Here is a 12,885-nt window from a genome sequence, read left to right as displayed (position 1 = left end):
GTCCTGTAATGTGCAAAAAGAAATAGAGACGCGATAGACCATTCTTAAAGAATGTCTATCGCGTCTCGCAAGTGAATAATTGCTTATCCTTGTTTGCTTTCGATATAAGTAACTGCATTTCCTACAGTACTGATCTGTTCAGCATCTTCATCTGAAATCTCCATGTCGAACTCATCTTCCAATTCCATTACAAGTTCAACTACATCTAGAGAGTCAGCACCTAAATCATCACGGAAAGAAGCTTCCATTTTCACTTCGCTCTCGTCTACACCTAAACGATCTACGATTACTTTTGTTACGCGCTCTACTACTGTTGCCACTAAAGTCACCTCCCCTCAATGATTATACAAAAAACCACGCTTACTTCATAGAGGATAATTACATTATCATACCGCCATCGACATGAAGCGTTTGACCTGTAATGTAGTTCGAATCATCGGAAGCCAAAAATACAACTGCTTTTGCTACATCTTCAGGATTGCCTAGCTTCGCCAACGGAATTTGAGTCAGCATTTGCGATTTCACTTCTTCGGACAGTTCGTCTGTCATATCAGTAGTGATGAATCCTGGTGCAATAGCGTTGACATTAATGTTACGACTAGCTAATTCTTTCGCAGTTGTTTTCGTTAAACCAATAACACCCGCTTTGGCTGCTACGTAGTTAGCTTGACCCGCATTACCTGAAACGCCGACAATCGATGCAATATTGACGATTCTGCCAGCACGTTGCTTCATCATTTGACGAGTAACGGCTTTCGTACACAAAAATACACCTTTTAGATTTGTGTTGATCACGTCGTCCCACTCATTTTCTTTCATACGCATTAATAGATTGTCGCGTGTAATCCCAGCATTGTTGACTAAAATATCGATACTGCCATAACGGCTCATTGTTTCAGCAATCATTGCAGATACACTTTCTGCATCGCTGACACTTGCCTGAATGGCGAAAGCTTCTCCACCATTTGCAAGTATGTCATTCACAACTTCTTCAGCTTTTGCTTGGCTGCCGCTGTAGTTCACAGCAATGCGTGCCCCTTCTTTAGCCAAATACTTTGCGATTTCAGCACCAATTCCTCGTGAAGCTCCAGTGACGATTGCCGTTTTTCCCATTAATTTCCCCATTACGCCCACTCCTTTGCTGCCTCAATTACTTGCTCAACAGTTTCGTTATCATAAGCTGCATAAACGACTGCCGATCGATCAATTTTTTTCACTAATCCACTCAGAACTTTACCAGGTCCACATTCAATGAATGTGTTTACGCCTAATTCCAATAATGCACGGATTGATTCTTCGAAACGTACAGGCGAATAAAGTTGTTCAACCAGTAGCTGTTTCATTTCCTCAGCCGATGTTACAGGTCCTGCAGTAACATTTGAAATGACAGGAACATCTGTATTATGCATGTCCAGTTCATTTAATGCATTCTCCAGTTTCGATGCTGCAGGTCTCATAAGCTCAGAGTGGAACGGTCCGCTGACAACCAGTGGAATTGCTCGTTTAGCCCCAGCTTCTTTTGCTTGCAGGCAGGCTTTTTCAACGCCGGCTTTTGTTCCTGATATGACGATTTGGCCAGGACAATTCAAGTTTGCGAGTTGGACAACTTCACCCTCAGCTGTCACTTGATCCGTTACCATTTTTAGAGCATCAGCTTCCATACTGAGAATGGCAGCCATAGCCCCTAGTCCAGCAGGTACCGCTTCATTCATGAATAATCCACGTTGATGGACAATTTTCACACCGTCTTCAAAAGACATAACGCCTGATGCAACAAGTGCTGAATATTCTCCAAGACTATGACCTATTGTGTAATCTGGTTTTAAACCAGCAGCTTGCAGAAGTTCAGACACCATTGTGCTTGTTGTCAAAAGTGCAGGCTGTGCATTATAAGTGTACGTCAATTCTTCAACCGGTCCTTCCAACATCAGCGTTGAAAGGGCGAATCCCAATTGCTCATCGGCTTTATCATAAAACGCCTTGTTACCTGTATTGGTCTGAACCAATTCATTCCCCATGCCAATCGCTTGAGATCCTTGTCCTGGAAAAATAAATGCAATTTTTGTCATTTAGTTTTACCTCCTTCAATAGTTGAATGGATTGTGCCACACACATCAAATTCAACCATTGTACGTGCCTGGCGGATTGCGTTCATTATGGCATTGGCATTGGAAGACCCATGTGCTTTGATGACAGGTGCTTTCAGACCAAATAATGCAGCGCCTCCGTATTCGGTATAATCCATTTTGTTTTTTAGACCACGTAAATCATCTTTGACAAGATAAGCGGATATTTTTGATTTCGTAGAAGCGCCAAATACTCCCTTTAACATACTGAAAAAGCTAGCTGCAGTTCCTTCTATTGTCTTCAATACCATGTTACCTGTAAAACCATCCGTCACAACAACATCAGCGACATTCATCAGTAAATCTCGTGATTCCACGTTCCCAACGAAGTTAATCGGTGCTTGTTGTAATTGACTAAAAGCAGCCTTCGTTAATTCATTTCCTTTTGTTTCTTCCGTCCCAATGTTCAACAATCCAACTCGTGGTGATTCGATCCCACGTACTTTTGCCGCATAAATACTCCCCATAATACCGAACTGAACCAAATGCTCAGGCTTCGCATCAGAATTTGCTCCCAAATCAAGCATAACAAATCCTTGTCCATCGATTGTCGGCAATGTTGGAGCAAGCGCAGGGCGCTCAATTCCTTCAATTCGACCTACGATGAAAAGTCCAGCAGCCATTAATGCTCCCGTGTTACCAGCAGATACACACGCATTGGCTTCTCCGTTTTTCACGGCTTCCGCCATGCGAACCATCGAAGCATCTTTTTTTCGACGAATCGCTCTTACAGGTTCATCGTCTGCTTCTATTTTTTCTTCTGTATGTATAAGTGTTAACCGTTCATGAGTTGAAAGAAACGGTTTCACCTTTTCTTCATGACCGTATAAAAGAATATGGATATCTTCGAATTGCTCCAGTGCTTTTAAAACACCTTCCACGATTTCTTTAGGTGCGTGGTCTCCACCCATTGCGTCTACTGCGATTCTCATGATACATCACCTTTACCATGCTCATTTGTGCGATACATTTCAAAATGTCCTTCAAAAACAATTTCATTTTCGACAGTTGAAGTGACTTCGACAAATGTGCGATTTTTATCTTGATCTTTTTTTGTCACTGCTGCTTTTGCAATAACGCGATCTCCAAGTTTGACTGGTTTAACAAAAGACAAATTCGATTTCACAGTCAACGCTAACTCATCATTAATGACAGCCACCGCCAAAGAATTGGCCTGAGCGAATAAATGATGCCCACGTGCGATTCGATTTCGTTTGAATACATGTTCCGTTTTGACGTCAAACAATGAAATTGCTCGGACATCCAACTCAATGTCTACCATTTCACCGATTACTTCATTTAACGGCAATGAACGTACCTCATCTTCAAAAGATTTCGAAGCGACATGTTTTATGCGCTCGCGTAACTCGGGAATTGATAATTCCAATCGATCCAATCGTATTGTCTGGACACTTACGCTAAACTGGCCTGCCAGCTCTTCATCCGTGATGAAGGGATTATTTTTTATCGTATCTATTAACAGTTGTTGACGTTCTTTTTTTGAGCGTTTCATATGGTCACCATCCGATATTAGCACTTGGTACTAATATCAGTATATTAATACAACAAAAAGAATGCAAGGATTCTATGAAAGTTCATACTTCAAATGGAGCATCAAAAGAGTACATTTTTCAAAGGCGAGCAATTTTTTCGGGCCATCTAAGAAAAGAAAAAGTTAAAGAATATTTCACAGACTAATTGATGCGTAGCGTTTAATTTTTCTCTTGGTGGAATTGGTGCCATAATAGAGACAAGCAAAAGAAATCGTAACTAAACCAATAAAACACACGATCAACTGCATTGATAAACGTACTAAAGGGGAATGTGAAAAATGAACTGGATGCCTGATAGAAATGCCAAAAAAGCGATTTATAAACAGCTTTCGGAATATATCGAAGCCGGAATTGCGGATGGAACTTTTCCGCATGATGAACCACTTCCGTCGGAAAGGTTCTTGGCTAAGGAATATAACATTAACCGCAGTACAGTTGTGTCTGCATACGACGAATTGGAATCCAATGGGCTTATCCAAAGAAAAAGAGGAAGCGGTACAACAATAAATAAAGACATATGGGGGATTACGAAGAAACGGATTCCGAGTTGGAATCGATATATTGAGGCTGGCTCTATATTGCCTAATTTAGCCGTAACCCAAAAAATCCGAAAAGAAGTGGCTGATCATAAATTGATCAATTTAGCCAGTGGAGAATTGTCGGAAGACCTCTTCCCACAGGCCACACTGAGAAGCATTGCATCAAACAGATCATTTTTCGGAAGCTTGGGCTATGATCACCCTCAAGGGAATGTGATATTAAGAAATACAATTGCAAAACATGTGATTCATCAAAGGAAAATGGAGGGAACTGATCCGTCCTCAATCCTTATTACCTCTGGTGCACAGCAGGCTTTGCATTTAGTCATCCAATGCCTATTAAAGCCGGGTGATGCAGTAGCTATAGAGAATCCATCGTACTCTTACAGTCTCCCTATATTCAAATCTGCAGGTATCAGGACCTATTATTTGCCCATGGACACGGAAGGAATTAATCCGGATGACTTAGTATCCTTATATAAAAAGCATAAAATCAGAATGATTTTCTTGAATCCTGCTTTCCAAAATCCAACTGGAACTTTTTTATCCCAGAGTAGAAGAAAAGCTGTTTTGGACATATCATCTAAGTACGGAATTCCTATTGTGGAAGATGATCCATACAGTTTATCTTCCTTTAGGGGTGATGAAGTCACCACCTTAAAGTCGATGGACACCCAAGGGAATGTCCTGTATATAAGTTCATTATCAAAAATCGTGGCTTCCGGATTGAGGATTGGCTGGATCATAGGTCCAAAAGCGGTGATTGAACGATTGACAGATGCGAAGCAGCAGATTGATTTTGGACATTCGAGTTTCACTCAATGGATTGCAAATGATTTCCTGGAGTCAGAAGACTTTCCTGCACATATAAAAAGGTTAAACATGCAGTTGAAAAAGCGAAGAGATCAAATAGCCAAAAGCCTTGAATTTTTTCTTGGGAAACAAGTCGATTTTCATGCTCCCGAAGGAGGCATTCATATCTGGTGCAAGCTGAATATAGAATATAATGAAATGAAACTGCTGGAAGAATCCATAAAAAGAGGGATTATATTTGTTCCTGGAACAACAATGGGTTCAGAAAAAGGATATGTCCGTTTTACATTTGCTAGAGAAAATGAAGGAAATATACATGAAGGAATAAAACGATTTGCAGAAGCCTTGCAAGTGGTTCAAGAGTAATTTATTTTTGAAAATAGCACAAAAGTGGATGGTATAATTAATACCGAAATGGATGGTCATAAATTTAGTAAATCCTTTATAATTATATGCGATAGGGCAGTAGGAAAAGTAGAAATACATTTTTTATATCATATGTAATCATTTCAATGTTTGAATGTAAGGATATATTCTAAACAAGGTTTACGATAAAGATGACATTCAAGGAGGAAATATGAACATTCTCATTTTATTAATTATCGTTTCCATAATTTTGGTGATCGCTCTGGTAAGTACACTTTTAGTTACAAAAGAAAGAGACGCTGTTTATAGTAGTGAAAAAAGTATAACTAAACTTGGATTGATGTATAGCGCCTTACTTCCACTAATAATTATTGTAGCGTTGATTTTTTGGTTTTAAAATAAATACCATTTGAATGGTTCGACTATTCAACATGGAGAAATCGCACAGGAAAATGCTCCTGTGCGATTTTTTGCGTACAATGTAGTTCGACTCGAGTCACCACGCTAATAATTAATGGCTTTTGCGCATAGCAAGCCGCAAGTATGTGGTTTTCATACATGTTGGCATGCTATACGTGCGGCAAGCGCAAATGGACGATAAACAACCATACCATTTAACAGAGCTTAATTAATCAATCCGTTCTCCATCCATTGCACCAGATTGTTCCAAGTAGTTCCGCAAACACTTTGTCTCATCACTTGTCCAAAATTCATCTGAGGAAATAAATCTTTCAGCGTCTTGTCTTGCAGTTTCTAGTGCACGGTAGTCATGGACGAGGTCTGCCATCTTGAACTCTGGCATCCCGCTTTGTTTCCGACCGAAAAAATCACCTGCTCCACGAAGTTCCAGATCTTTTTCAGCAAGTTTGAATCCATCATTGGTTTCTGTCATCGACGTCATTCGTTCTTTACCTTCCTCGGATTTCGGATCAGCCAATAAAATACAATAGGACTGTTCAGAGCCACGCCCTACACGACCGCGAAGCTGATGAAGTTGGGCCAAACCAAAACGTTCTGCATCATAAATAACCATAAACGTCGCATTTGGTACATTCACCCCTACTTCAACTACCGTAGTGGATACGAGAACTTGAACTTCCCCATCACTGAATGCCCGCATGACTTCATCTTTTTCACTGGAATGCAAACGGCCATGCATCAGACCTACCTTATATTTCTGATGGAAAATGGAAGACAATTGTTCGTACACTTCCACCGCATTCTGCACATCCAGTTTATCCGATTCTTCAATGAGTGGACAAATGACGTAGGCTTGTCTACCAGCTTTAAGCTCTATCACCATGCGTTTAATGATTTGATCAAAAAGCTCCTTTTTAACCCAATGCGTTTCAATCTCTTTTCGCCCAGCTGGCATTTCATCAATAATGGATACATCCATTTCACCAAAAGCTGTAATCGCCAGCGTGCGGGGAATCGGTGTTGCCGTCATGAATAATACATCCGGGTTCATTCCTTTGTCCCGCAGCACCCTACGCTGTTCCACACCGAATCTATGTTGTTCATCGGTAATGACGAGACCAAGTTTCTTAAATTCTACGTCCGGCTGAATAAGTGCGTGTGTTCCTATGAGCAAGTCAATCTCCCCATTTTGAAGTTGCTCCAGTAAAATTCTTCTCGCTTTTATTTTGGTTGAACCGGTTAATAGTGCCATACGTATCCCCAGAGGTGACAACCAATCATGGAGTGACGCGGCATGTTGCTCTGCTAAAATTTCCGTTGGAGCCATCAAGGCGCCTTGGTAGCCTGCGGTAATCACTGCATATAAACCAATCGCAGCAACAACCGTTTTACCCGAACCAACATCACCTTGAAGCAAGCGGTTCATACGGTGTGGCTCTTTTAAATCTTTACATATTTCATTGACTACCCGCTTTTGAGCATTCGTCAGTTCGTAAGGAAGTGCAGAAATTAAGTCTTTTAATTTCTGGACATCATAGGCAATGGAGAGCCCTTTATTTTGTTCTTTACGCGCTTTTTTTATCGCTTGCATTTTCAATTGGAACTGCAATAATTCTTCATAAACAAATCGTCTGCGTGCCTGTTTCACATGTTCAGCAGATTTCGGGAAGTGTATCCCTTCCAGCGCTTCATGCACTGGTAAAAGTTTATAAGTTTCTCTTAAGCTATGTGGCAGACATTCTTCTAAATCGTTTGCCACTTCCTGCAAAGCCTGATGCATAAATTTACGGAAAGTTTTTTGATGAAGAGATCCTTTCAGGCTATACATGGGCTCAAAATCCACATTGTCCGTTTTGGGTCCTGGCGAAAAATTGGATACGCTGATCGCCTGACGACCTCGATCCCATTTACCCGTTACCGTTATGATTTGACCGCTGGTTATTTTATTCTTCAAGTATGCCTGATTAAAAAAGACCACTTTAATTAAATGTGGTCCTACGAGCAGTCTAATTTGCATACGAGATTTGTTTTTCCCTAAAAAAAGAACGGAAGGTTCACTTTCGACCCTTCCCTCCACTGTTATCCGTTCATTATGTGGTGTTTCTGCTATGTTTTTTAAACGAAAATCTTCATGACGATATGGAAATGTCATGACTAAATCCAGTAAAGTAACAATGCCCATGTCATTCAGTGTTTTTTCTGTTTCGCCACCAATACCTTTTAAACTACTGACTGCCTGAAGTGCTTTATCAGACACCTTTTACAAATTCAGCACCAAAGATTCTTTCTGCTAGTGCTTTTCCTGTAGGTGTCGCAGCTAAACCGCCCTGCGCAGTTTCTTTTAATGCAGTTGGCATTGTTTGACCAATTTTAAACATGGCATCAATAACTTCATCACAAGGAATACGRCTAGTCACGCCTGCTAGAGCCATATCTGCAGCAACCAATGCGTTTGCAGCTCCCATCGCATTGCGTTTAACACATGGAACTTCTACTAATCCCGCAACAGGATCACAAACTAGACCCAACATATTCTTCATCGTTATCGCAAAAGCTTCCGAACATTGCTGTGGAGTACCGCCGGACATTTCAACAATCGCTGCCGCTGCCATCGCCGCTGCTGATCCTACTTCCGCCTGACATCCTCCAGCAGCTCCTGAAATGGATGCATTGTTAGCTACCACGAATCCAAAAGCTCCTGAAGTGAACAAGTAACGTATCATTTCTTCACGTGTAGGATTCAATTGATTTTGCACAGCGAATAAAGTACCAGGCACTACGCCTGCTGAACCTGCAGTCGGTGTTGCACAAATCGTCCCCATAGCCGCATTTACTTCGTTAGTTGCTACAGCTTTACTAACTGCATCAATCAACAATGTGCCAGAAAGCGTTTTGCCTTTTTTCATGTAATTTTGAAGTAGCACTGCGTCTCCTCCAGTTAAACCTGAAGTGGATTGAACGCCTTTCAATCCTTTTTCAACTGCTTCTTCCATGACCGTCAAGTTGCGGTCCATTTGATTCATGATGTCTTCACGGCTTCTTCGTGTAACCAACATTTCCTGCTCAATCATCAACTCAGAAATCAATTTATTTTCACTGTTAGCCAAAGCGACCAATTCTTTTACATTACGAAATAGAACATTCATTTATATAACTCCTTTAATCTGCAATTTTCGTTACTTGTGTGATATAAGGCAATTTTGAGATTTGCAATAACACATGATCTTCGATTGGCTCATCCACTTCAATAACCATTAACGCCCTCTGACCTTGCTCTTTTCTAGACACTTCCATATGTCCAATATTGATATTTTGTTCCGCCAGACAGCTTGCTACTTTTGCAATACTCCCTGGTTTATCATCATGTACAACTAATATTGCAGAATGATTTCCTGATAATCGAAGCGGGAAACCATTTAATTCACTGATTTCGATTTTTCCGCCACCAATGGAAATGCCGATTAGTTCCATTTCACCTGAATCGTCGCCAATGACAATACGTGCTGTATTGGGATGCTCAGTATGACCGCTTTCTGGGATGAATTCAAATGTCATGCCAATATCTTTTGCCAGCTCAAACGAAGTCTTGATGCGTTCATCAAACGTGTCAAAACCTAGTAATCCCCCAACAATGGCAATGTCTGTCCCGTGCCCTTTGTATGTTTCGGCAAAAGAGCCATATAAATAAATTGTTGCCCACTTTGGCTGTCTGCCAAATAATTCGCGGGTCACCAGACCAATTCTTGCTGCACCTGCTGTATGTGAAGATGAAGGGCCAATCATGACTGGACCAATAATATCAAAGACTGATTTAAACTTCATTTTACTAACCCCTTTGTTTCGAATTTCTACTAACAGTTTACAATATAAGTGCACATTAAACAAAAGTAATAGAATCCGCTTACATTTATGTGTCAAGCCATGTTAAATATTGCTGTTGATATTCCGCAAAATAGCTACGCTTTCTTAGGGCGAGCGTCAAGACTCCTCAGGCCAACAGGATGTTGGTCACGAAGGCGTTGCAACACGATGTGCGTACTTATTCTTCGTTCCTATGTTCGCTGTTGCGGGGTCTCGACTGTCTCGCTATCCCTCAGTAGTCTTCGCTCTTTTGGATCCTGCGGTTACTCGTCGGAAAGATATTGGCCATTCGTCCAATATCTTTCCAGCGGGTTAAGCATGTCCAGGTAAGAACCCACAGTGAATGAATTGTGCAAAATTGCTTTTGTACAATTCGTTTGCGACGAAGATAGAGAAGCGATGCAACGCACCTCCATGTTTCGAAGCTAGCGAAGCGATGCAGAAACAGAAACAGAAACAGGAGCACAGATTTTTTCGCGTGAGAAGGCTCACGAACTGCACACAGCGTCCTCTCGTATCGGAAATCAACAATCTAGTTTAACAGAGCATTGTAAAAAAAGCAGTGAACCGAATTGATTCACTGCTTTTGTGTATTATTCTACTGAGATGATGTATGGATATAACGGTTGTTTCCCATTATAAACTTCCACATCTGCATGAGAGAATTTCTCTTCTACAAATGCAGCCAACTCGTTGGCATCGACTTCCGTAACGTCTTCGCCGTAAATGATGGTAATGATTTCTGCATCTTCATCAACCATATTGTTGAGAAGTGTTTGAGAAACTTCTTCGAGTGAAGGTGTGGCAAGAATAATCTTCCCTTCTGAAATCGCCATGAAGTCATCCTTCTGGATTTCAACACCATCGATGGAAGTATCACGAACCGCAAACGTTACTTGTCCTGTTTTGACGTGTGCAAAAGCTTCAGTCATTGTTGCTTTGTTGTCTTCAACAGAAGCTTCCGGATTGAATGCTAACAATGCCGCCATTCCTTGAGGAACAGATTTTGTTGGTACTACTGCTGCTTCAATACCCATCACTTCTGCAGCTTGCTCAGCTGCCATGATTATATTTTTGTTATTCGGCAAAATAAGAACTCTTTCAGCGCCAACAGCTTCAATCGCTTTGACGATATCTTCCGTAGAAGGGTTCATTGTTTGACCGCCCTCAATGACTGCACTTGCACCTACACTTTTCAGAAGTTCGGAAATTCCTTCACCCATCGCAACGGTAACCACTGCATACGGATGTTTTTTTGCAGGAGCGGCAGTCGGTTGATCTTTTTTGTAATCATCTCCAACAATTTCAGCATGCTGCTGACGCATGTTTTCAATCTTGATTTTTATAAGATCGCCATATTTCTGACCATAGCTTAAACAATTACCAGGTTGTTCAGAGTGGATATGTACCTTTGCAATCTCGTCATCCGAAATAACCAGCAATGAATCACCGAATTGACTCAAACCTTCGCGGAAGTCATTTTCATTGAAAGGATGTTCTGCTACTTTTTCTGGCATGAATTTCACCATGAATTCCGTACAGTATCCAAATTCAATGTCCGATGTATCCATGAAGCCCTGAACATTTTTATGATGTTCCGCACTTACAAGATCATCCATTGAATAAGCAGAGGTCTTCTCAGGTAATTTCTCGCCTTTCATCGAAGCAATGAAACCTTCATAAACGAACACAAGACCTTGTCCACCAGAATCAACTACACCAACTTCCTTTAATACCGGAAGTAAATCAGGCGTACGTGCCAAAGACGCTTTTGCTTCTTTAAGCAACTCGTCCATCACAACAATGACATCGTCTTCATGTTCTGCAACTTCAACCGCTTTTTTAGCAGAATCTTTTGCTACGGTCAAAATAGTTCCTTCCACTGGTTTCATGACTGCTTTATAAGCCATATCCACACCATGTTGGAATGCGTGGGCAAACTCTTTTGCCGTCAAAGATGATTTAGTTTCAACATCTTTTCCGAATCCACGGAAAAGTTGGGATAAAATAACGCCCGAGTTCCCACGAGCCCCCATTAACAATCCTTTTGATAGTGCTTGTGCTGTTTTTCCAATATGAGCAACTGCATGTGCTTCTGTTTCTTTTGCTCCAGAAGACATGGATAAGTTCATGTTCGTTCCCGTGTCACCATCGGGAACAGGAAAGACGTTTAGCGCATCCACATAATCTGCATTCTGAAATAGATGATGGGCACCCATTTTCACCATTTCTGCAAATTGAATTCCGTCTAAAGACTTCATATCCTACTTCCTCCTCTTATGGGTTCGTAACACGAACTCCTTGAACGTAAATATTTACTGATTTCACTGCTAGTCCTAATGTCTTATTTAATGTGTATTTAACTTTCGATTGAACTTGATAAGCTACTTCTGACACTTTAGTGCCGTAGCTGATGATGATGTACATATCTATGTGAAGATCCTCGCCATTTTGGCGTACAAGTACACCTTTAGCAAAATTTTCTTTACGTAAAATATCCGTTAAACCATCTCGAATTTGGTGTTTAGTAGCCATTCCTACAATTCCATAACACTCAATAGCTGCTCCACCTGCAATTTGGGCAACGACGTCATTTGAAATATCAATTTGACCGAATTCGTTTTTTAACTCAATTGACATAGAGTATGCCTCCTTATAAGTCCTTTTTGACTACCCATTATTGTACTACACAAAGTCCTTTAATAAAAGAAAACGTTAACATCTCCTGCATTTGTCTGTAAAGGCTTTTTTCTTGAAAGAGGGGTGAAAACTTGTTGCAAAGAAATTTACTATATGTTAAATTATTAAAGTATGTGAAATATCGAACTGAAAAAAATCTTTCAGCTTCTTTTTTGAGGAGGAAAATAGTATGCCAAAAGTATGTGTAATTTCAGGGCGCAAAGCTCGTGCTGGTAACRCTCGTTCTCACGCAATGAACTCAACAAAACGTACTTGGGGAGCTAACCTACAAAAAGTTCGTATTCTTGTAGACGGCAAACCAAAACGTGTATGGGTTTCTGCGAGAGCATTGAAATCTGGAAAAGTTGAGCGCGTTTAATCTTCGCGCCCATAAGTAATGCCAGACTGACAAAAGTCAGTCTGGCATTTTTTCGTTCCTCTTCTTCGGTTTTTCCTCGGTATTCATCCAACCTAAACACATTCTTACAAACCCACTTACAAATTTCGGTAATCTAAACGTATAAACAC

At 40.8% G+C, this 12,885-nt stretch carries 13 protein-coding genes; 2 read left to right on the top strand and 11 right to left on the bottom strand.

Annotation, left to right across the window (positions count from 1 at the left end):
* Nucleotides 1-83 precede the first annotated feature (83 nt).
* The 5 genes from acpP to fapR are packed head-to-tail and all read right to left on the bottom strand — an operon-like array spanning nucleotide 84 to nucleotide 3,639.
* A complete protein-coding gene (gene acpP / locus AC1DSB_RS06130; RefSeq protein WP_016427714.1) occupies nucleotides 84-320 on the bottom strand; it encodes an acyl carrier protein in 237 nt (78 codons plus the stop codon).
* Between the two features lie 58 nt (nucleotides 321-378).
* Nucleotides 379-1,125 (bottom strand): 3-oxoacyl-[acyl-carrier-protein] reductase, encoded by a 747-nt coding sequence (gene fabG / locus AC1DSB_RS06125; RefSeq protein ID WP_477531017.1) that lies wholly within the window; start codon nucleotides 1,123-1,125, stop codon nucleotides 379-381.
* Nucleotides 1,125-2,069 carry an ACP S-malonyltransferase gene (fabD, locus tag AC1DSB_RS06120; RefSeq protein WP_477531018.1) on the bottom strand — a complete coding sequence of 315 codons (945 nt, stop codon included), beginning with the start codon at nucleotides 2,067-2,069 and terminating at the stop codon, nucleotides 1,125-1,127. The genes fabG and fabD overlap by 1 nt, the downstream gene beginning before the upstream one ends.
* Nucleotides 2,066-3,058: a phosphate acyltransferase PlsX gene (gene plsX, locus AC1DSB_RS06115; RefSeq protein ID WP_477531019.1), complete on the bottom strand. Its 993-nt coding sequence runs from the start codon at nucleotides 3,056-3,058 to the stop codon at nucleotides 2,066-2,068. The genes fabD and plsX overlap by 4 nt, the downstream gene beginning before the upstream one ends.
* Entirely contained in the window at nucleotides 3,055-3,639 is a 585-nt protein-coding gene (gene fapR / locus AC1DSB_RS06110; RefSeq protein WP_016427718.1) for a transcription factor FapR, read from the bottom strand. Before fapR ends, plsX begins: the two co-directional genes overlap by 4 nt.
* 318 nt (nucleotides 3,640-3,957) lie before the next feature.
* Between fapR and pdxR the strand changes: the two genes are divergently transcribed.
* Entirely contained in the window at nucleotides 3,958-5,397 is a 1,440-nt protein-coding gene (pdxR, locus tag AC1DSB_RS06105) for a MocR-like pyridoxine biosynthesis transcription factor PdxR (protein ID WP_477531020.1), read from the top strand.
* Between the two features lie 628 nt (nucleotides 5,398-6,025).
* Here the strand turns inward: pdxR and recG are convergent.
* From recG to AC1DSB_RS06080, 5 genes are all read right to left on the bottom strand, one after another.
* Complete coding sequence (gene recG / locus AC1DSB_RS06100) at nucleotides 6,026-8,074, bottom strand: ATP-dependent DNA helicase RecG (RefSeq protein ID WP_477586104.1); 2,049 nt, start codon at nucleotides 8,072-8,074, stop codon at nucleotides 6,026-6,028.
* Nucleotides 8,067-8,963, bottom strand: a complete 897-nt coding sequence (gene sdaAA, locus AC1DSB_RS06095; protein ID WP_477531022.1) for an L-serine ammonia-lyase, iron-sulfur-dependent, subunit alpha — start codon at nucleotides 8,961-8,963, stop codon at nucleotides 8,067-8,069. Before sdaAA ends, recG begins: the two co-directional genes overlap by 8 nt.
* A gap of 13 nt (nucleotides 8,964-8,976) precedes the next feature.
* Nucleotides 8,977-9,639 carry an L-serine ammonia-lyase, iron-sulfur-dependent subunit beta gene (gene sdaAB, locus AC1DSB_RS06090; RefSeq protein ID WP_477531023.1) on the bottom strand — a complete coding sequence of 221 codons (663 nt, stop codon included), beginning with the start codon at nucleotides 9,637-9,639 and terminating at the stop codon, nucleotides 8,977-8,979.
* Between the two features lie 632 nt (nucleotides 9,640-10,271).
* Entirely contained in the window at nucleotides 10,272-11,939 is a 1,668-nt protein-coding gene (locus AC1DSB_RS06085) for a DAK2 domain-containing protein (RefSeq protein WP_477531024.1), read from the bottom strand.
* 16 nt (nucleotides 11,940-11,955) lie between these two features.
* Nucleotides 11,956-12,318 (bottom strand): Asp23/Gls24 family envelope stress response protein, encoded by a 363-nt coding sequence (locus AC1DSB_RS06080; protein WP_016427725.1) that lies wholly within the window; start codon nucleotides 12,316-12,318, stop codon nucleotides 11,956-11,958.
* Nucleotides 12,319-12,547: 229 nt separating this feature from the next.
* On the opposite strand from AC1DSB_RS06080, the gene rpmB reads away from it, so the two are divergent.
* Entirely contained in the window at nucleotides 12,548-12,736 is a 189-nt protein-coding gene (rpmB, locus tag AC1DSB_RS06075; protein WP_477586102.1) for a 50S ribosomal protein L28, read from the top strand.
* A gap of 36 nt (nucleotides 12,737-12,772) precedes the next feature.
* On the opposite strand, the gene spoVM is transcribed toward rpmB, so the two are convergent.
* On the bottom strand, nucleotides 12,773-12,885 hold a 113-nt coding region (gene spoVM / locus AC1DSB_RS06070), incomplete at its 5' end, for a stage V sporulation protein SpoVM (protein ID WP_477586107.1).

The sequence above is a fragment of the Paenisporosarcina sp. P4_E4_2 genome, assembly GCF_056401595.1.
Note: the sequence above shows the minus strand (reverse complement) of the source record. Positions and strands in the feature narration are given on the sequence as shown.